General features: G+C 47.6%; 16 protein-coding genes. 13 read left to right on the top strand and 3 right to left on the bottom strand.

The window, feature by feature from the left end:
- Positions 1–113: 113 nt before the first annotated feature.
- Positions 114–1,190 carry a 3-deoxy-7-phosphoheptulonate synthase gene (locus AC1RJL_RS05900; protein WP_492911892.1) on the bottom strand — a complete coding sequence of 359 codons (1,077 nt, stop codon included), beginning with the start codon at positions 1,188–1,190 and terminating at the stop codon, positions 114–116.
- Between the two features lie 350 nt (positions 1,191–1,540).
- On the opposite strand from AC1RJL_RS05900, the gene AC1RJL_RS05895 reads away from it, so the two are divergent.
- Positions 1,541–3,715 carry a patatin-like phospholipase family protein gene (locus AC1RJL_RS05895; protein WP_492911890.1) on the top strand — a complete coding sequence of 725 codons (2,175 nt, stop codon included), beginning with the start codon at positions 1,541–1,543 and terminating at the stop codon, positions 3,713–3,715.
- A 55-nt stretch (positions 3,716–3,770) separates the two neighbouring features.
- On the opposite strand, the gene AC1RJL_RS05890 is transcribed toward AC1RJL_RS05895, so the two are convergent.
- Entirely contained in the window at positions 3,771–4,532 is a 762-nt protein-coding gene (locus AC1RJL_RS05890; RefSeq protein ID WP_492911888.1) for a TIGR04219 family outer membrane beta-barrel protein, read from the bottom strand.
- Between the two features lie 93 nt (positions 4,533–4,625).
- A complete protein-coding gene (locus AC1RJL_RS05885) occupies positions 4,626–5,519 on the bottom strand; it encodes a LysR family transcriptional regulator (protein WP_492911886.1) in 894 nt (297 codons plus the stop codon).
- Between the two features lie 162 nt (positions 5,520–5,681).
- Here AC1RJL_RS05885 and leuC point away from each other — a divergent pair, with 162 nt between their 5' ends.
- The 12 genes from leuC (at position 5,682) to AC1RJL_RS05825 (ending at position 20,346) form a co-directional block, all read left to right on the top strand.
- Positions 5,682–7,118 carry a 3-isopropylmalate dehydratase large subunit gene (gene leuC / locus AC1RJL_RS05880; protein WP_492911884.1) on the top strand — a complete coding sequence of 479 codons (1,437 nt, stop codon included), beginning with the start codon at positions 5,682–5,684 and terminating at the stop codon, positions 7,116–7,118.
- A 14-nt stretch (positions 7,119–7,132) separates the two neighbouring features.
- Positions 7,133–7,780, top strand: a complete 648-nt coding sequence (gene leuD / locus AC1RJL_RS05875) for a 3-isopropylmalate dehydratase small subunit (protein ID WP_492911882.1) — start codon at positions 7,133–7,135, stop codon at positions 7,778–7,780.
- A 24-nt stretch (positions 7,781–7,804) separates the two neighbouring features.
- Entirely contained in the window at positions 7,805–8,881 is a 1,077-nt protein-coding gene (gene leuB, locus AC1RJL_RS05870) for a 3-isopropylmalate dehydrogenase (RefSeq protein ID WP_492911880.1), read from the top strand.
- Between the two features lie 36 nt (positions 8,882–8,917).
- Entirely contained in the window at positions 8,918–10,024 is a 1,107-nt protein-coding gene (gene asd / locus AC1RJL_RS05865) for an aspartate-semialdehyde dehydrogenase (protein WP_492911878.1), read from the top strand.
- Between the two features lie 364 nt (positions 10,025–10,388).
- Positions 10,389–13,547 carry a motility hub landmark protein FimV gene (locus AC1RJL_RS05860; protein WP_492911876.1) on the top strand — a complete coding sequence of 1,053 codons (3,159 nt, stop codon included), beginning with the start codon at positions 10,389–10,391 and terminating at the stop codon, positions 13,545–13,547.
- Positions 13,548–13,633: 86 nt separating this feature from the next.
- On the top strand, positions 13,634–14,533 hold the full coding sequence (truA, locus tag AC1RJL_RS05855; protein WP_492911874.1) for a tRNA pseudouridine(38-40) synthase TruA: 900 nt from the start codon (positions 13,634–13,636) through the stop codon (positions 14,531–14,533).
- 126 nt (positions 14,534–14,659) lie between these two features.
- Positions 14,660–15,286 carry a phosphoribosylanthranilate isomerase gene (locus AC1RJL_RS05850; RefSeq protein WP_492911872.1) on the top strand — a complete coding sequence of 209 codons (627 nt, stop codon included), beginning with the start codon at positions 14,660–14,662 and terminating at the stop codon, positions 15,284–15,286.
- 38 nt (positions 15,287–15,324) lie between these two features.
- Positions 15,325–16,551 (top strand): tryptophan synthase subunit beta, encoded by a 1,227-nt coding sequence (gene trpB, locus AC1RJL_RS05845; RefSeq protein ID WP_492911870.1) that lies wholly within the window; start codon positions 15,325–15,327, stop codon positions 16,549–16,551.
- 68 nt (positions 16,552–16,619) lie between these two features.
- Positions 16,620–17,429: a tryptophan synthase subunit alpha gene (gene trpA, locus AC1RJL_RS05840; protein ID WP_492911868.1), complete on the top strand. Its 810-nt coding sequence runs from the start codon at positions 16,620–16,622 to the stop codon at positions 17,427–17,429.
- Between the two features lie 79 nt (positions 17,430–17,508).
- Positions 17,509–18,369: an acetyl-CoA carboxylase, carboxyltransferase subunit beta gene (gene accD, locus AC1RJL_RS05835; protein ID WP_492911866.1), complete on the top strand. Its 861-nt coding sequence runs from the start codon at positions 17,509–17,511 to the stop codon at positions 18,367–18,369.
- 22 nt (positions 18,370–18,391) lie between these two features.
- Positions 18,392–19,681, top strand: coding sequence for a bifunctional tetrahydrofolate synthase/dihydrofolate synthase (folC, locus tag AC1RJL_RS05830; RefSeq protein ID WP_492911864.1), 1,290 nt, complete (start codon positions 18,392–18,394; stop codon positions 19,679–19,681).
- Between the two features lie 53 nt (positions 19,682–19,734).
- On the top strand, positions 19,735–20,346 hold the full coding sequence (locus AC1RJL_RS05825) for an SPOR domain-containing protein (RefSeq protein WP_492911862.1): 612 nt from the start codon (positions 19,735–19,737) through the stop codon (positions 20,344–20,346).
- Positions 20,347–20,394 lie beyond the last annotated feature (48 nt).

Here is a 20,394-nt window from a genome sequence, read left to right as displayed (position 1 = left end):
ATAAATTTGACACTTTATGCGTGAGCTGGCTCTCAAAAAAGAATAAAAAAAGCGGCCAATGGCCGCTTTTTATTTTTATATCAAGTAGTTGAAACTAATACTTAATCTTTACACTAAGCATTGGTGCGATTTAGCAACGCCTCTTTGATAGTGTCGCGCATCTTGCGCAGGGTTATTTCGGTTGTTTCCCAGTCGATACAAGCATCAGTCACTGATACGCCGTATTTCAGGTCGCACAAGTTGGTTGGAATACTTTGGTTGCCTGCACCAATATTACTTTCTACCATCAAGCCAATAATGGATTTGTTGCCCTCAACAATCTGGTTTGCGACATTTTCCATGACCAGCGTTTGCAGTTCGTGGTTTTTGTTGGAGTTGGCATGGCTGCAGTCCACCATGATATTAGGGACAACCTTGGCCTTGGCCAATTCTTGCTCACATACTGCAACACTGACCGAATCATAATTCGGCTTGCCATTACCCCCACGCAACACCACATGACCGTAGCTGTTGCCGCGCGTATGAATAATCGCAACCTGGCCTTCGGTGTTGATTCCAAGAAAACGGTGTGGCTTGGATACTGATTGAAGTGCGTTGATAGCCACAGTCAGGCCACCATCGGTACCATTTTTAAAGCCTACTGCAGAAGATAGTCCGCTTGCCATTTCACGGTGTGTCTGGGACTCGGTGGTGCGCGCCCCAATAGCCGACCAACTGATTAAATCGTGCAGGTATTGGGGAGAAATCGGGTCAAGCGCTTCGGTAGCTGCAGGTAATCCCATTTCCGAAATATCGAGCAACAGTTGGCGACCGATGTGTAAACCTTCTTCGATTTTGAAGGAATCGTCCAGATGAGGGTCGTTAATTAAACCTTTCCAACCTACTGTTGTACGGGGCTTTTCGAAGTAAACACGCATAACCACATAAATGGAGTCACTGACTTCATCTGCTAATTTTTTCAGGCGTTGAGCGTAGTCTTTGGCGGCGGCAACATCATGGATAGAGCAGGGGCCGATTACCACAAAAATACGATGGTCCTTACGATCCAGAATATTACGGACAACTTCGCGGCCCTGGGTAACAACCTCGCGAGCCTTTTCAGTCAGCGGAATTTTTTTCTTAAGTTCTGCCGGGGAAATCAGCAGTTCTTGCGAGACCACATTCAGGTCATCGACTTGGGTACTGGTCATGAGTTTATTTCCTAAAAAGATCAAATCGTAGGTCATTGTATCGAAAATTGTTCAATATGTGGGATAAAATATTAATAAGCTGGATAAATAAAGACTATTTCTATACTTTTGGCGAGTTTTTGAGATGGACTGTTCAGTTGTCTTCAATAATGACGAAGTTTTATCTTATTCTTCCTAAATACAGCCTGGTTTTTAGAATTTTTATCCTTTGTGTATCCGAATGTATAGGCGAGCACAGGTTAAAAATTGATCATTGTTACGGGGGGGACTGCTAGGCATGAGAACTCATGGTTGTTATGGTGCAATTGCTAAAGTTAAAGCGTGAACATTTAAAGGGTGATCCTAAGCAGATGAACATAAAAATTGCCGTGCTCCTCCTGTTGATAACCCTGCTACCAGCCACCGTAATGGCAGCGGAGGCTCAACGCACAGCTCTTGTTTTGGGTGGTGGTGGCGCGCGTGGTGCCGCGCATATTGGTGTGCTTGAGGTGCTGGAGCGTGAACGTATCCCGGTTGACTGTATAGTAGGTACCAGTATGGGCGGGTTAGTGGCCGGCTCTTATGCGGCAGGGCTTTCGCCAAAAGAGATGCGCGAGAAACTTTCCAAGGCGGATTGGACCGATATGTTCCTCGATGTGGCTGATTACTCCCAATTGAGTTATCGCAAGAAGAAAGTAAGTCGGCGCTATCTTGCTGGAACTGAATTGGGTTTGACCAAGCGAGGTATGCAAATTCAACCGGGTGTGGTTGCCGGTGAAAAAATAAAACTCTTTTTTAATCAATTGGTGGATGCCGACCTGGGTGAGCGCGAAATTCAGGAGTTGGCTATGCCGCTGGCGATTGTGGCGACCGATATTGGCACTGGCGAACGCGTGATTTTGCGTAAGGGCAGTCTGACCCAAGCGATGCGCTCCAGTATGTCAGTGCCCGGATTGATGGCACCGGTGGAGCATCAAAACCGTAAACTGGTTGATGGTGGTTTGGTCGATAACTTGCCCATTGGCATTGCGCGCGATTTATGTCAGGCAGACAGGGTGATTGCCGTTAATGTGGGCTCGCCATTGCGACCTGCTGATAGCGTTGGTTCGCTGCTGAGCGTTACCTCGCAGATGATTGGAATTTTGACCAAGCAAAATGTAGAGCGCTCACTTGCAAGCCTTACTGGCAATGACATTTACATTGCTCCTGAGCTGGGTAATATCAGAGCTACTGATTTTGCTCGTTATGAAGAGGCTGCTGATATTGGACGGGCGGCCGCCGAGCGGCAGTTGTTTGCGTTGCGTTCTTTATCCGTCGATGAACAAACTTATACTGCGCAGAAATATAAAAATAGTGAGGTGCGCAAACGGGAAATTTATATCGACAAAATTGAAATCTCCCCCTTAGAGCGTGTTCACCCCGAGTATGTTGCTCGGCAAATCGAGCAGGAAGAGGGCGCATTACTCAATCGTGTTAAATTAGAGCGGGATTTGATTCGTACCTACGGTGATGGTTACTACGATAATGTGGATTATCGGGTAATACGACGCGATAAAAAAAACATCCTGGAAATTACTGCCAAGGAAAAAAATTGGAGTTCGGATTATCTCACTTTCGGTTTTTCCATTGAAAATGAATATCGCCAGGGTTCTGATTTTAGTTTGCGCAGTGCCTATCGCAATACCTGGATGAATCCTTATGGCGGTGAATTTTTTGCCGCTGTTGATATAGGTAATGAATCATCGGTTGAGCTTGATTATTACCAGCCGCTTGATTATCGGCATAAATTTTTTATCGAACCGCGTTATTTTAAAGGTACTGAACATATAGGTATCTTTTTAGACGATACTGAATTGGCCGAGTATGAATTGGACACGTCTTATACCGAATTGCTGGTGGGAACTAATTTAGGCGTGTATGGGCAATCGACATTTGGCTGGCGTGAATATCATATGAAAGGCGCTGCTGATGTCAGCGCGGTTACTTTACCCGATATCAATCAGCGTTATGGAGGCATGTTATTTTCCATTAATTTGGATCGACGCAATCGCATCTATTTCCCCTCGCATGGTTGGCGTGGTGATATAACCGTTTTTGATTCGCGTCAGGAAGGTTACAGGAAGTTGTCTGTAGATCTGGAAGGATCTTTCAAGGTTGATGATTTTGTTTTTGGTGCACGGACTGCCTATATCGCATCATTGGAAGGAGAGTTACCTTTTTATGATACGGTTATGTTGGGTGGGTTCCTGAATTTATCCGGTTATGCTACTAACCAGATTTTGGGCGATGATGCTCTTTATGCTCACCTGCGGACGGAGCGTATTATCGGGCGTATGCCGTTGGGTTTGAATGGCGATTTACGTTTGGGCTTTGGCGTGGAAGCTGCAAAATTACAAACTATCTATACCATGTCTGAAGTCGATGATTGGCTTAATTCGGGAGTGGTTTATCTCGGTGGCGAAACACCGTTTGGACCTTTGTATCTTGGTTATGGTTTCACGTTTAGCGGTAACTATAATCTCTACTTTAAATTAGGTGCTTTTTAAATTTCTTTTGTTCAAACAGATCATCCTTTATAAGGATGATCTGTTTGAACAAAGATTAAAAATGAAATACTGCTGCGATATACGGGCCTTTTAAATCCAGATTGGTATTGACATCATCTTCGTCATCAATATTGATGGTGAGTACGCGATAACCTACTTCAACACCCAAATCCAGTGCTGAATCAAACATATAGGCAATTTTTGCGCTGTAGTCACTCAGGTCGTTGCCATCGTAACTAATATAATTACCTTCAAATCCTGCTGAAAAACCAGTAAAGGGTAAATCAAACTGCGCTTTTCCGTAAATCAAAGGAATGGCCGCATCAATATCTACTTGCTCGGAAACGTTTAGTGCGGTTGAGTTTGCTTTCAAATAACCGGAATATTTTCGTAGTGTTACACCGAGATCCAAATTAACCCAATTATCCAATAGTTCGTAATAAAGCGTTGCATCGGTATAGCTTAAATCAAAATCAGTTGTGACTTGCGTGCCAGCTGGGTAAACGATGTCACCAATACTGAAGTTTTTCCCCAGTGTACTGGTCTGATTGCTAGTAATGTCGTTGTATTGCACTTTAATATTGGGCAGCACTGGTATTGGATGCTCAATAGCGATGTAGTAAAAAGTATTGTTATCTTTATCCATTCCCAAATCTTTTGCGGACGTTGCAGGTTTGCCCGCATCGCCGCTGTATTCTGTCTGCCAGGTTCCTGCTCCAGCGTAAATTCCAAATATGGTATCTGCATTTGCATGGCATGCCACAGTAAATGCCAATGTGCTAATTGAGAGTTTAAGAAGCGGTGAAAATAATTTCATAACAAGATCCTGTTCTATGTTGGGAAAACTGGCCGTAGTCTATCCAAGCGGTAGTGACAATTGTGCGGAATGGAGAAAAAAATGACTAAAAATTTAGCGTTCGGTTGTTAATTGTTCATCTTGGGTATTTTTTAGTAGGTCCAGAAAGACACGTGCAGCATTGTTGAGGCTGCGTTGGCTGTGATGAATGTAACCCAGTGGGCGCATGATCGGCGGGTGATCAACATCCAAAATATGTAAATCGTTGTCGATAATTCGCCTTGGTAAAACACCCCATCCGAGTCCAATGCTCAGCAGCATTTTAATCGTGTCAAGATGATTCGAGACCATGCCGATATCGAGTGGTAAAAACTGCTGATCGAATAACGTTTTTATCAGTTGGGTAGTGTAAGTGTTGGTATCCGGCATGATCGTTTGGTGTTGGCTTAAATCGGCCAACTGAAGATGCGGTTGCGTTGCAAGTGCATGGGTGGGCGCGACGACGAAGTGGAGTTGGTCGTGCCAGAGGGTTTCGCTTTGGAGGCGTGCGTCCTGTTGAAGCGCGAGCGTAATAATGGCGATATCGAATCTGCCTTGGAGTATTTCATGATAAGCCTGCTCCGAATCAAGAAAGTGTAAGTCCAGTTTTACCTGGGGGTACCGCTTTGAAAAGTCTCGTAAATAGGGCGGTAAATAATGCAACCCTACGTGGTGACTGGTGGCGATACTCAGTTTGCCCTGAATATCGCCTTGTAAATCTGCAATCGCCCGTTGGGTAGCAGCGACCTCTCCTAAAATTAACTTGGCTTTGCTTAACAGTAGCTGACCGGCTTGGGTTAACGCGACCTGTCTGCCAATCCGGTCAAATAGAGAGGCTTTTAATTGCTCCTCCAGCAAGGCTATACGCTTACTGATCGCCGGTTGGGTCAGGTGTAGGCGCTCGGCTGCTGCGGAAAAAGAGCCATGTTCAGCAATAGCGACAAAAGCATGTAGATGTTGGGTATCCATTGCTCTATTTTTAGAGTATTCCTTTTTGGAATGCAATATATAAAAAAGATAAATTTGTTTTATGGGTTGGCTGGACGTAAGATCACCCTCATTGATTTGTATCTCAGGCAGGCGCTGATCTGCCGTTCAATACCGTGTAAGCCGATACTTTGGAGATTTACCATGTCCGCTAAAACGCTTTACGACAAACTTTGGGATGCCCATCTCGTTCGCGAAAGTGACGACGGCTCAGCCCTCATTTATATAGACCGGCATATTGTCCACGAAGTGACCTCACCGCAGGCGTTTGACGGCTTGCGTTTGGCTGGACGCAAGCCTTGGCGTGTGGATTCGATCCTTGCGACGCCGGATCACAATGTTCCGACAACGCAGAAAGAGCGCGCGCACGGCGTGCAGGGGATCGAGGATCCGGTATCTTTGATTCAGGTGCAGACACTTGATGACAACTGCGATGAGTTCGGTATCGTCGAATTCAAGATCAATGATCATCGCCAGGGCATTGTTCACGTAGTAGGGCCGGAAACAGGTGCCTGTTTGCCCGGTATGACCGTAGTGTGCGGTGACTCCCACACTGCGACTAACGGTGCTTTGGGTGCCTTGGCTCATGGTATCGGCACCAGTGAAGTGGAGCATGTGATGGCGACCCAATGTTTGGTTGCCAAAAAAATGAAGAACATGTTGATTAAAGTGGATGGCAAGCTTGGCTTGGGCGTCACGCCAAAAGATGTTGTACTTGCGATTATTGCCAGGATCGGCACTGCCGGCGGTACCGGTTATGCGATGGAGTTCGGTGGCCAGGTATTCCGTGACATGAGCATGGAAGGGCGCATGACTGTTTGCAATATGGCAATTGAAGCGGGCGCGCGCGCCGGTATGGTTGCGGTAGACCAAACCACTATCGACTATGTAAAAGGCAGAACTTACGCACCTAAAGGTGATTTGTGGGAACGCGCCATCGTTGCGTGGCGTGATTATGTTAGTGACGAGGGCGCGCACTTTGATGCGGTGGTTGAGCTTAATGGCGCTGACATCAAGCCGCAAGTGAGCTGGGGTACATCACCGGAGATGGTTGTTTCGGTTGAGGATAAGGTGCCGGACCCCGCGCAGGAAACCGATCCGGTCAAACGCGAAGGTATGATGCGCGCCTTGCAATATATGGGGTTGCAGGCAAATCAGCCGATCACTTCTATTTATGTTGACCGGGTGTTTATTGGTTCTTGTACCAATTCGCGCATTGAAGATATTCGGGCCGCAGCTGACGTAGTAAAGGGGCGCACTAAAGCCTCATCGGTAAAAGAGGCGATTGTGGTTCCCGGCTCTGGCGCGGTAAAAGCGCAGGCCGAAGCGGAGGGGTTGGACAAGATTTTTATCGAAGCCGGTTTGGAGTGGCGTGAGCCTGGGTGTTCAATGTGCCTTGCGATGAACGCTGACAAATTGGGTAATGGTGAGCACTGTGCATCTACGTCGAACCGCAATTTTGAGGGGCGTCAAGGGTATGGTGGCCGTACTCATTTGGTAAGTCCTGCGATGGCGGCAGCGGCAGCGATTGCCGGTCATTTTGTCGATGTGCGCACGTTTAATACTTTTAATAACAACTAATCGGGGAGCAAACCATGAAAAGTTTTACCGTTTTGCAAGGCGTTGCTGCTCCTATGGACCGTGCCAACGTCGATACCGATATGATCATTCCCAAGCAGTTTTTGAAGTCGATCAAGCGCACTGGCTTTGGCAAAAATTTGTTTGATGAATTGCGTTATTTGGACGAGGGGCAGCCCGATCAGGATTGTTCCGGACGCCCATTGAATCAGGAGTTTCCACTGAATTTTCCGCGTTACCAAGGTGCTACCATCTTGTTGTCGCGTGAGAATTTTGGTTGTGGCTCCAGTCGTGAGCATGCCCCATGGGCTTTGGATGACTACGGCTTTCGTTGTGTCATCGCCCCAAGTTTTGCGGACATTTTTTACAACAACTGTTTTAAAAATGGTTTGTTGCCGATTATTTTAAGCGATGCAATTGTTGATAAGCTTTTCAATGAGATGTATGCCAGTGAGGGTTATCAATTAACAATTGATTTGCCTGCCCAAGTTGTCAAGACTCCAAGCGGTGAAAGCTTCGTGTTTGAGGTCGATAATTTCCGTAAGCACTGCTTGTTGAATGGTTTCGATGATATTGGCTTAACGCTTGAACATGCTGACGCTATCCGCGCATATGAAGCCAAAAAGCGCGTAGAAGCTCCCTGGTTATTTGACGTAGTGAAATAAATATTTCTTAAATTGGAGTGTCTTGTGGGTAAGCATATTTTAATTCTGGAAGGCGATGGTATAGGTCCGGAAATTGTTAAAGAAGCGCGTAAAGTGCTGGATGTAGTTAATGCCAAATTCGATCTGGGTTTAACCTTTGAAAACGAATTGATGGGGGGCTGTGCGATTGATGTTCACGGTGTTCCTTTGGCGGATTCCACGCTTGAGCGCGCACGTCAGGCGGATGCGATTTTGTTGGGGGCGGTTGGTGGTCCCAAGTGGGACAAGCTTGATCGTTCAATTCGCCCTGAAAAAGGTCTGCTGAAAATCCGCTCGCAATTGGGTTTGTATGCGAATCTGCGCCCGGCGTTGCTGTATCCACAATTGGTGGATGCATCTTCGCTGAAGCCGGAGGTGGTTTCCGGTCTGGATATTTTGATCGTACGCGAATTGGCTGGCGGTATTTATTTTGGCGAGCCGCGCGGTATTCGTGTGTTGGAAAACGGCGAGCGCGAAGGTTACAACACCTATAAATATTCCGAGAGCGAGATTATCCGTATCGGTCGCACTGCTTTTGAAATGGCGCGCAAGCGTAATCGCAAGGTGTGTTCGGTCGATAAAGCAAACGTGCTTGAAGCCACTATGTTGTGGCGTGAGGTAATGGATACCTTACATAAAGAGTATCCGGACGTAGAGCTGTCGCATATGTACGTCGATAACGCTGCGATGCAACTGGTTCGCGCACCAAAACAGTTTGATGTGTTGGTGACTGGTAACATGTTTGGTGATATTTTGTCCGATGCTGCTGCTATGTTGACAGGTTCAATCGGTATGCTGCCGTCGGCATCTTTGGATAAAGAGGGTCGTGGCATGTATGAGCCGTGTCATGGTTCTGCGCCGGATATCGCCGGGCAGGGCATTGCTAACCCGCTCGCGACTGTTTTGTCGGTATCGATGATGTTGCGTTATTCACTCGGATATCCGCAGGTTGCAGACGCAATTGAAGTGGCGGTCGGTAAGGTGTTGGATCAAGGGTTCCGCACGGCGGATATTTATACTGAAGGTACGACCAAAGTATCTACCTCGCAAATGGGTGACGCTGTGGTTGCAGCGCTAGCCTGATTATCATTAGCGTATGAATTGTTAAGAGAGACAGAAATGAAAGTAGGTTTTGTAGGTTGGCGCGGTATGGTGGGCTCCGTATTGATGGAGCGTATGCAATCAGAAAATGATTTTGCTGATATCGAGCCAGTATTTTTCACCACCTCTAATATTGGTGGTGCTGCACCAGCGGTAGCTGCTGGTTTGCCCGCATTGAAAGATGCGTATTCTGTAGATGATCTCAAGCAACTGGATGTGATTGTGACCTGTCAGGGCGGCGATTACACCAATGAAATTTTCCCGAAATTGCGCTCCTCCGGTTGGAATGGCTACTGGATTGACGCAGCTTCCAGCCTGCGTATGGAAGACGATGCTGTCATTATTCTTGATCCGGTTAACCAGGGTGTTATCGATGCAGGCCTAAAGAAGGGTATTAAGAACTTCATCGGTGGCAACTGCACTAACTCCATTATGTTGATGGGCGTAGGTGGGTTGTTCCATGCTGGTTTGGTGGATTGGGTTAGTTCTATGACTTATCAGGCAGCTTCGGGCGGTGGTGCTAATCACATGCGTGAATTGTTGAAAGGCATGGGTGTAATTCATAACGCTGTATCTGACGAGCTGGCGACACCTGCTTCTGCCATTTTGGATATCGACAGAAAAGTGGCTAGTACCATTCGTAATGACGTGCCGCGCGAATTCTTTCCAGCGCCTCTGGCTGGTGGTTTGATTCCCTGGATCGATAAGCAATTGGATAATGGTCAGTCGAAAGAGGAGTGGAAAGGTCAGGCTGAAGTTAACAAAATTTTGGGGAATGCCGACACAATCCCGGTGGATGGTTTGTGTGTGCGCATTGGTGCTATGCGCTGCCATAGTTTGGCTTTGACCATTAAACTCAAAAAAGACCTTCCGCTTGCTGAGATAGAATCCATTATCAAATCAGGCAATGATTGGGTGAAGTTTGTGCCAAACGATCGCAGTATCACCGAACAGGAGTTGACCCCCGCCTCCATTACTGGTGGTCTTAAGATTGGAGTGGGTCGAGTACGCAAGCTGAATATGGGGCCAGAGTATGTCTCCGCATTTGTGATTGGCGATCAATTGTTATGGGGTGCTGCAGAGCCGTTGCGTCGTATGCTGCGTATCCTCAAAGAAGCAAAATAAGCATTTTCTGACTTCTTTACCAAGGCGAAAATTAAACCCCAAGACTGGAACCAGTCTTGGGGTTTTTGCTTTTTATAACCATTTGAGGAGTAAATAAGGATTTAAATGTCAGTCATTTTTCACATTTTTGCAAAATCATCTGCTCAAATTATCAAAAAAAGCTCTTTGTGAAGGCTTTGTCAAGACCCCGAGTATTGATAAAAAGCTATTTATAATGAATACTTACGAACGATACTGAAGATTCATTCGAGGTTTTATACCTCATCAACATGGCAATTAACCCAAGTGTAATGCCGTGTTAATCAACTAAAATGTCTGGCTAATCATGTGCAATTCAGCCGTGGAATAATAAAAGGATAGCGCTATGCGTCTTCGTCAGTTGGTTTTAGCCTGTGGTCTTACTTCCTTTGTGTTGTCGCCCTACGCGAGCGCATTGGGGTTGGGTGAGGTTAAGCTCAAGTCAACGCTGAATCAGCCGCTGGAGGCCGAGGTCAAGTTGCTTGATACGCGCGATCTCACTGCCGAGCAAGTTCTGGTTGCTCTGGCGTCTCCTGCTGATTTCGAACGCAATGGCGTAGATCGTCTCTATTTCTACACCGAGCTTCAATTCCGGGTAGATTTTGAGGCATCCGATGGCCCCAAAGTCATTATTACCTCGCGCAATCCGGTTCGCGAACCTTACTTGAATTTCTTGATTGAAGCGCGTTGGACTGCCGGTCGCTTATTGCGTGAATATACATTGTTGATGGACTTGCCTACTTTTGATGAGGGAAGCGCTACGCGTGCTGCTCCTACAGCAGCCACCAGCACCGCAATCCAGCAATCGAGAACAACCACCGCGCCAACAGCGACACCCAGAGCAACTACAGCACCTGCCTATACTAGCGAGCCCAGGCAGGCAGCACCTGTTTCTCGCAAGGCCAGTTTAAGTGGCAATGAATACGAAGTGCGCAACAATGACACTCTCTGGGAAATCGCCCAGCGCGCGCGTCCCGATGCGAGTGTATCTGTCCATCAAAGCATGATGGCGCTTTATCGCGCTAATCCAAACGCATTTATCAATGGCAATATCAATAGATTACGTCGTGGCCAGGTGTTGCGTATTCCCGATGCTACTGAGATGAGTTCGCTCGGCAAATCAGAGGCAGTAAGTCAATTTACGCAAGTTTCCGGTGATACTGAGCAAGGTGCACAATTAAATGCATCTCGCCGCACAACCGCGAGCCGGACTGAGTCGACTGAAATTAGCGGGCGCGTGAAACTGGCTGCACCAGCTGCCGGTACTAAAGGTAGTGGCCAAGGCAGTGGAGCAAATACTGGTGCCGGTAATGCATTAGAATCCGAACTTGCTGGTACTTTGGAGGAGCTGGATAAATCCAGGGCAGAAAACACCGAGCTGAGTTCGCGTGTAAAAGATCTTGAAGCGCAGATTCAAACAATGGAGCGCCTGGTTGCTGTTAGCAATGAAAAATTACGTGCGCTACAGGTTGCATCAGGCCAGGCAGCCGATGGAGTAGCGTCTGCTAAAGCGGCAGCTGCATCTTCAACTGCACCAGCGTCCGCCACTGAGCCTGTACCCGCACCAGTGGCAACAGTAACCACATCCACGGCTGCTTCCAGCGTAGCGGCAGTTGCACCACCTGCAACCACTCCAACACCCGCACCCGCAAAGAAAGTAACACCTCCACCCGCGCCGGAACCTACTTTGGTTGATACGGCAGTAGAGAATGCTCCCTGGATTGGACTTGGTGTGCTGGGTTTGCTCGGTGCAGGATATTTTGCATATCGCCGTCGCAAGCAGGCTGAAGAGCAGCAAGCTGAAGAAAATGAAGATGTATTTACCATGGATGATTCTGCTGGTGCCTACGATGAGCCGGTAGATGATGTAAGTCATTTTAATGAGATTAATGAAACCTCATTGTTTGAAGAGCAAAACGAAACCACGGTTGCCGAAACTGGTGACGTAGTGGGCGAGGCCGATATTTATATCGCCTATGGCAAGCTGGATCAGGCAGAGGAAATGCTGGTCAACGCTTTGCAGAAAGACCCCAACTCAACTGACATTCGCATGAAGCTGCTTGAAGTTTATGCGCAACAACAAAATGCCTCGGCGTTTGATAAGCATTACGCTGCGCTCCTGCCATTGGCTGGTGGGGTATTGCTGGCACGCGCTTCAGAGTTGCGTGAGGGAATTTCCGGTGCTGGTGAGTTTGATCCGGTTAGCGCACCAAGCGAATCAAATGTCGATGCGGACCTGAATCAGTTTTCGTTGGATGATTTCAATCTTGATGACGATTTGACTACCGGGGCTCCGGTAGCGGCGGCCACTGGAGATGAAACCGGTAGTTTTGACTTTGATCTTGATTTGGATGATGACGAAACCAATTTGGGATCATCGGTTGTTGATACCTTGCCGGAAGAAACTGCGAATGATTTTGAACTGGACTTTGAAGATAATTTAGCGGCTGCGTCCGAAGCTGACGATTTGTCCGAGCTGTCGTTGGCGCTTGATGGTCTTGACAGCGAGACACTTCCACAGGATGTAGAAGTTAAAGCGCCATCGATTGAAGATGAGTTTAATTTTGATCTGGATGATGATCTTGAGTTGGATGACTCTGCGCCAGAAGAAAATACCTTGGTGACCACAGAGCCTGAATCACTGGATGTGTCAGCAGATGATTTCAATCTGGACATGAACGTCGATGATGTTGACCTCGCTGCGCTCGATCATGAAATGGAAAGTCTTGATGTCGACTTTGATGAAGATGACGAGTTGCTTACTGAAAAGAGTGCCATAAATGAGTTCGAACTCGATTTGGATGGTGGCTTTGAGCTTGCAGATGCTGAACCTTTGGCGAATGATTTATCCACTTCCAACCTCAGTTTGACCGATGACCTGGATAAAGCGAGTGACGTCGAAAGTTTTGATCTCGATGAGGATCTGGCTGACCTCAATCTTGATGATTCAGCTGTGGCGGTGGATAGCAGTGAAGCGTTAGCAGAGTTGGATGCTGATGAACTGCCAGACTTTGATCTGGAAGATGATGGTTTTGATCTTGCAGCGCTTGAAGATGACCTTGACGAACTCAGTGAATCAACCGAGGTTGCGAGCAATGAGGTTGCCGCAGCGGATGCAACTATTGATTTGGAGTTGCACGATGAAATTCCGGCACCAGTAGACGCTTCAGTTCAGGAGCCTGCACTGGTTGATACTGACGATGATCATGAAGAAGATTTGTTTGCGCAGGCGCTGTCTGATTTCTCGGGCGAATCTGATGGTATCGATTTGAATGAATTTTCCAGTGACGAAGCCGCTTTGGCTGATTTGTCCGATGACGATATGGATGCAGAATTGGATTTTCTCGCGGATGCTGATGAAGCTGCAACCAAACTTGATCTTGCTCGTGCCTACATCGATATGGGAGATACCGAAGGTGCAAAAGATATCCTCTCTGAAGTAATCGGTGAAGGTAATGACGATCAGCGCAAAGAAGCTAACGAGTTGCTCGGTCGTATAGGTTAATTTCTGCTTATTAAAAAAGCCTTGCATCCAGGTGCAAGGCTTTTTTATTTTGTGTGTTCCGGTTTTTGTTTGATGGTCCATTGCCGATGAGTCAACACTACGTTCCTACCTCCAAGTCCTATTCCCGCAATGGCGAAGTGGTGGCCGATACCATTTGGCCGGAGGGTATGCATCGTATTGCGTTGGGTATTGAGTATAAAGGGACCGATTATCACGGTTTTCAGATTCAGCCGAATGGCGTTAAGACTGTGCAGCAAGCGCTTGAAAAGGCGCTATCGATTATCGCGGACGAACCGGTCAGCCTTGTATGTGCAGGACGAACGGACGCCGGTGTGCATGCAACCAATCAAGTAATTCATTTTGATACCTTATCTGTAAGACCGGAAAAGGCTTGGTTACGCGGTACTCGCCCGCATTTGCCGGATTCCGTCAGTATCCGTTGGGTGCGCGAAGTGGTCCCGCAATTTCATGCGCGTTTTAGTGCGCTCAATCGTACCTATCGTTACTTGATAACGGATGCCAAAACTCCCTCTGGTTTACTTCACGATCAGGTTACCTGGTCATCCCGACCTTTGAATGTAGATGAGATGCGTGAGGCGGCGAGTCATTTGGTAGGACAGCATGATTTCACCTCTTTTCGTGCAACCCAGTGCCAGGCCAAAAGTCCTGTGCGCCGGATTGAATACCTGCACCTTGTTCGGCGTGGCGATCTAATTGTGCTGGAGGTGCAGGCCAATGCGTTTTTGCATCATATGGTACGCAATATTGTCGGCGTTCTAATGGCTGTCGGGGCTGGCGATAAACCGGCAAGTTGGGTAGCAGAGGTTTTAGCAGCACAGGATCGTAGTGCGGGTGGTGTTACTGCCAAGCCATTCGGTCTTTATCTCGTCGGTGTTGATTATCCCGACCAGTTCGGCTTGCCCGTCAGTGCGCCGGGGCCGCTGTTTTTTGCTGAATCGCTAGGCGGTTTTGTATCTAAAGGTTGAATCTGAAGCAGCAGTTTTGCGGCTTTTCACTATAAGTTCTGTTATTATCCCCGCCTAATTTTTGATGCATTTCCCTTTTTTAATGCTCATTTGAATGTGAGTGATTTGCCGTTGGAGAGTCTGAGCTTGTCTCGAACGCGAGTAAAAATTTGCGGTATTACCAGTGTTGATGATGCGCAAGCGGTCGTCGATGCGGGAGCTGATGCTTTGGGGTTAGTATTTTACGCTGCCAGTCCTCGCGCGGTCACGATTGAAAAGGCACGTGAAATTGCATTTGCTGCAGGTCCTTTTACAGTCGTTACCGGTTTATTTGTAGATGCTGATCCTGAGTTTGTGGCAGCGGTGTTGGCGCAAGTGCCGCTGCAATTGTTGCAATTTCATGGCGATGAAACTACTGACTATTGCGAATCGTTTCAGCGTCCTTATATGAAAGCGATCCGGATGCGACCAGAATTGGATGTTGCTGCTGCAATCGCTCGCTATCCAAATGCATCGGGAATTCTATTGGATGCGTATCGACCTGGTGTGCCCGGTGGAACCGGCGAAACATTTGACTGGGCGCGTGTTCCAAAATCGCCTGCCAAGCCGATTGTGCTTGCAGGAGGTCTAACCCCTGTGAACGTTGCTGATGCTATCAATGCAACCCGTGTGTATGGGGTGGATGTGAGCGGTGGTGTAGAATCGGTGCCCGGTAAAAAAGATCACGGCAAAATAATGTCTTTTATCAATAACGCTCGGCTTGTTGTGTTTTAAATGCAGATCCAGGCCAGCTTCTTACAGGTGATTAAACGGTGAGCAATACTGAGCAGTATTCCGGCATTGATTACAGTGCTTTTCCCGATACCGAAGGTCACTTCGGCCCTTACGGTGGTCGCTTTGTTTCCGAGACATTGATATATGCTCTCGATGAACTTCAATCCATCTACTCTAATTTGAAAGATGATCCCGGCTTTCAGGCTGAGTTTGACAAAGACATGGCTCACTACGTTGGCCGTCCGTCACCCTTATATCTTGCTGAGCGCTGGACCCGCGAACTCGGCGGTGCGCAGATTTATCTGAAGCGTGAAGATCTTAATCACACCGGCGCACATAAAGTTAACAATACTATTGGCCAGGCATTGCTTGCGAAATTCACCGGTAAATCCCGTGTGATTGCGGAAACCGGCGCAGGTCAGCACGGTGTTGCCACCGCTACTGTCGCTGCGCGTTTAGGTTTGAAATGCCGCGTTTATATGGGTGCTGAAGATGTGAAGCGTCAGGCGCTCAATGTATACCGGATGAAATTGCTGGGTGCAGAAGTGTTCCCGGTGACCTCAGGTTCACGCACGTTAAAAGATGCGATGAACGAAGCCATGCGCGATTGGGCCACTAATGTGGATGATACTTTTTACATTATCGGTACCGTTGCAGGTCCACACCCCTATCCGCAATTAGTGCGCGATTTCCAATCAATCATAGGTCGCGAAGCTCGTCAGCAATGTCTGGCGCAAGCCGGTCGCTTGCCGGATGCATTGGTAGCCTGTGTTGGCGGCGGCTCTAACGCCATCGGTTTATTCCATCCATTCCTTACTGATGAGTCGGTGAAAATGTATGGTGTTGAAGCGGGTGGCTTGGGTATCGAAACCGGTAGACATGCTGCACCATTGAACAAAGGTATCCCTGGTGTATTGCATGGCAATCGCACTTATTTGATGGAAGATGAAAATGGCCAGATCATTGAAACCCATTCGGTTTCAGCTGGTTTGGATTATCCCGGCGTTGGTCCTGAGCATTCCTGGTTGAAGGATATCGGTCGCGTGAATTATGTTGCGATCAATGATGACGAGGCCTTGGCTGCGTTCCGTAAGGTTACCAAAACCGAAGGGATTATGCCGGCATTGGAGTCCAGCCATGCATTGGCCTATGTAGAAAAATTGGCGCCGACCATGGGTAAAGATCAAATTATTATTGCCAACCTTTCCGGTCGTGGTGATAAAGATATTTTGACCGTTGCAGGATTGGATGGCATCACCGTCTAATTTTAATAAATCCAAACGGGCATTTAAAGAATCGCTGCTGCGGCGGCAGATATAATCAGGAATTGTCGATGAGTCGTATTTCCCAGCATTTGAGCCAGTCCAAAGCGGCAGGCAAAAAAATATTAGTGGCTTATGTGGTCAATGGTGACCCTTATCCGCAAGCGACATTACCAACGTTACATGCGTTGGTAGAGCAGGGTGCTGATGTGATTGAGTTGGGCGTGCCTTTTTCTGATCCTATGGCTGAAGGGCCAGTCATTCAAAAAGGGCATGAACGTGCGCTTGGGCATAATATTAGTTTGCGCGGCACTCTTGAAATCATTAAACAGTTTCGCGCTACTAATAACACTACGCCGATTGTGCTGATGGGTTATGCCAATCCGGTCGAACGTTTTGGTTATGCAGAGTTTGCAAAAGCTGCCGCAGAAGCGGGTGTTGATGGTTTGCTGACCGTAGATCTTCCGCCTGAAGAAGTTGTGTTGTTGAAACGTGAGCTTGATGCGCATGGTTTGGATAATATTTTCCTGCTTGCGCCAACCACGACAGTAGATCGCGCGAAAAAGATTGCCGCCTATGCTAGCGGTTTTCTTTACTACGTTTCACTCAAAGGTGTGACCGGTGCAGGTCATTTGGATGTGGATGCGGTAAAAGAAAAGCTGGACAGTTTTGGCCAGTTAACAAATTTACCTGTGTGCGTTGGTTTTGGAATTAAAGATCCGGCAACCGCAAAAGCAGTTGCTGTATTGGCTGACGGCGTGGTTGTAGGTAGCGTGTTGGTCGATAAAATGGGCAGCATGGCTGATAAAAGCGCTGATGAAATTGCAGCTGCCGTCGGCGATATTGCCGGTAGTATTCGCGCAGCTATAGATTCTATTTAATCGTTAAAAAAAATTCTGGTTGCTCGCATGGGCGAGCAACCCATTCCATTAAATTGAAATAGAGTACAGAGAAGCGACCATGAGTTGGTTAGATAAAATTATTCCGAGTATTTCCCGCACTGATACCAAACGCAGTACTAAAGTGCCGGAAGGCTTGTGGGAAAAGTGTCCTAAATGCGACGCGGTTTTATATAAGCCGGAAATGGAAAAAACGCTCGATGTGTGTCCCAAATGTGATCATCACATGCGTGTTGGTGCAAGAGCGCGTCTGAATATGTTTTTGGACCCGCAAAATCGTCAGGAGTTGGCTGCAGATGTGGAACCAGTTGATCGCCTGAAGTTTAAAGATATTAAAAAATACAAAGACCGTTTAACGGCTGCGCAAAAAGAAACCGGCGAAAAAGATGCGTTGGTTGCGATGCGTGGTGAATTAAAAGGCATGCCAATCGTTGCTGTTGCATTTGAATTTGCATTCCACGGTGGCTCGATGGGCTATGTAGTAGGTGAGCGTTTTACACGTGCTGCAACCATCGCGCTGAAAGAAAATATTCCTTTCGTTTGTTTCTCCGCTACTGGCGGCGCACGTATGCAGGAAGCATTGATCTCATTAATGCAAATGGCGAAAACCAGTGCTGTTATTGAACGCTTGAAAATGCAAGGTACGCCTTACATTTCTGTGATGACCGATCCGGTTTACGGCGGTGTTTCTGCCAGTCTTGCATTGCTTGGTGATTTGAATATCTGTGAGCCGGGTTCACGTGCCGGTTTTGCTGGCCCCAGTATTATCGAGCAAACTATTCGCCAGAAATTACCGAAAGGTTTCCAACGTGCGGAATTTTTGTTGGAGCACGGCGCTATCGATATGATTATCCATCGCCGTGATATGCGCGATAAGTTGGCATCGTTGTTAGCGAAATTTACACGCAAAGCTGCTGTGTAATTGCCTTCCTCCTATTAATTCTATGCACTTAAATTCGCTACCCGCCTGGTTGGATTGGTTGGAAAAAAACCATCCAACCGAAATTGATCTTGGTCTTGCGCGAATCACTTGTGTTGCACAGCGGATGGGTTTGTTAACGCCGTCGGCAAAAGTGATTACCGTTGCTGGCACTAACGGCAAAGGTTCCTGTGTAACGGCTACTGCAGCACTGCTTGGTGCGGCGGGTCATTCTGTCGGTGTCTACACATCCCCGCATTTACTTCATTACAACGAGCGAATTGTCGTTAACGGCAATCCTGTTGCTGATGATGAAATTTGCTCGGCATTTGACGCTATTTTTAATGCCTGCCAGCAAATGACTGCTGATTATCCGCAACCTGTTAGCCTGACCTATTTTGAATACGGTACTTTAGCTGCGCTGGAAGTTTTTCGTCGTCGTCAAGTAACGGCGATGGTGTTGGAGGTTGGACTCGGCGGCCGTCTGGATGCAATTAATATTATTAATGCCGATATTGCTGTTATTACCAGCATCGCGCTCGATCATATAGATTGGCTGGGCGATAATCGTGAAGTGATCGGTTATGAGAAAGCGGGCATTATGCGTGCCGGTAAACCCGCAGTTTGCGCCGATTTTTCACCACCCCAATCACTGCTTGATCATGCACAAAAACTGTCAGCATCACTGCATTTAATTACGCGTGATTTTGGTTACGACGTTGCCGATGATGATTCCACCTGGAGTTGGTGGAATAACGGTGTGACTTTTTCAGCACAACCACTTCCCCAATTACCTGTGCCGAGTCTTGCAGCGGCGTTGCAAGTAGCTTCTATTCTCGGTTTGGATCTATTGAAGCTGGATGCCTTTGCACGCATCGCGGCATTGCGTATTCCCGGGCGTTTCCAGTCTGTACACTGGCGCGAGCGACAAGTCATTCTTGATGTGGCCCATAATCCGGCGGCGACCGCTTATCTTGTCGAACGTTTGGCTAAGGCTATCACTCCCGGTACGAAAATCCATGGCATAGTGGCGATGATGGCGGATAAGGATCGTGCGCAAAGCCTGGAAAATCTCAAGGGGCGGGTTAACAGTTGGTATATAGCAGATTTATCATTTATCCCGCGCGCAGCAAGCGTTGAACAATTGCGTCAGAGTTTGGTCGATTTGGGGCAGGACTGTGAATTTTCCGGCTCAGTCGCTGACTGTTTGCAGGCGGCCTACGAAAATTCTGCGCCAGGTGACTGCATTCTTGTGTTTGGATCTTTTTATACTGTTGCCGCAGGTTTGCAAGTATTAGGCACGCCGTCATTGTGATGGGTTTTCATTGTGATGCATTTTTATAACAGGTTTTAATGCAGAGGTTTTAGGTGAGAGAATCCGTAAAGCATCGATTGATTGGCGCAGCAGTACTTGCAGCGATTGCCGTACTTTTCTTGCCCAGCTTTTTTAAGGATCGCCAGCAATACCAGGTCGATACCAGTTCGCACATTCCCGGTCGTCCCAGTATTACTGCCGTTGATTTCAATGAGCCCAAGCGGCCCGACGGAATTGAATCGGCGCCAGCTCCTGAAACTATGTTTGTACCGGATGAAAGCGATGCTGCATCGTTGACCCAAATCCCTCCTGCAGAACAAGTTGCCACAGTTGCCGAGGTAGCGTCGCCAGTTAGTGTCGCTTCTTCCAACGTGGAGTCCAGCGTTGCACCGGTTCCTGAATTTCCTTTAAATGCCCAGGGTTTACCGGATACCTGGGTGATTCAGGTGGCCAGCCTCAGTGCGCAGGAGGGTGCTAATAAACTGCGTGACCAATTGCAGGCAGAAGGTCATAAAGCCTATGTGCGTGCAGTCCCGGGCGCCAATACGACTATTTATCGGGTATTTATTGGCCCTAAACAGGACAAGGCGCAGGCTATTGCGATTAAAACTCAATTGGACAAGCGCCTGAAAGTGAATTCCCTTGTTTTACCCTTCAAACCCTAAAGCCATAATCCTGCGCCTCTGCTAGAATGCGCGCCTCTGTAAACCACT

It is taken from the genome of Cellvibrio sp. GW822-FHT04B05 (assembly GCF_058800985.1).
Note: the sequence above shows the minus strand (reverse complement) of the source record. Positions and strands in the feature narration are given on the sequence as shown.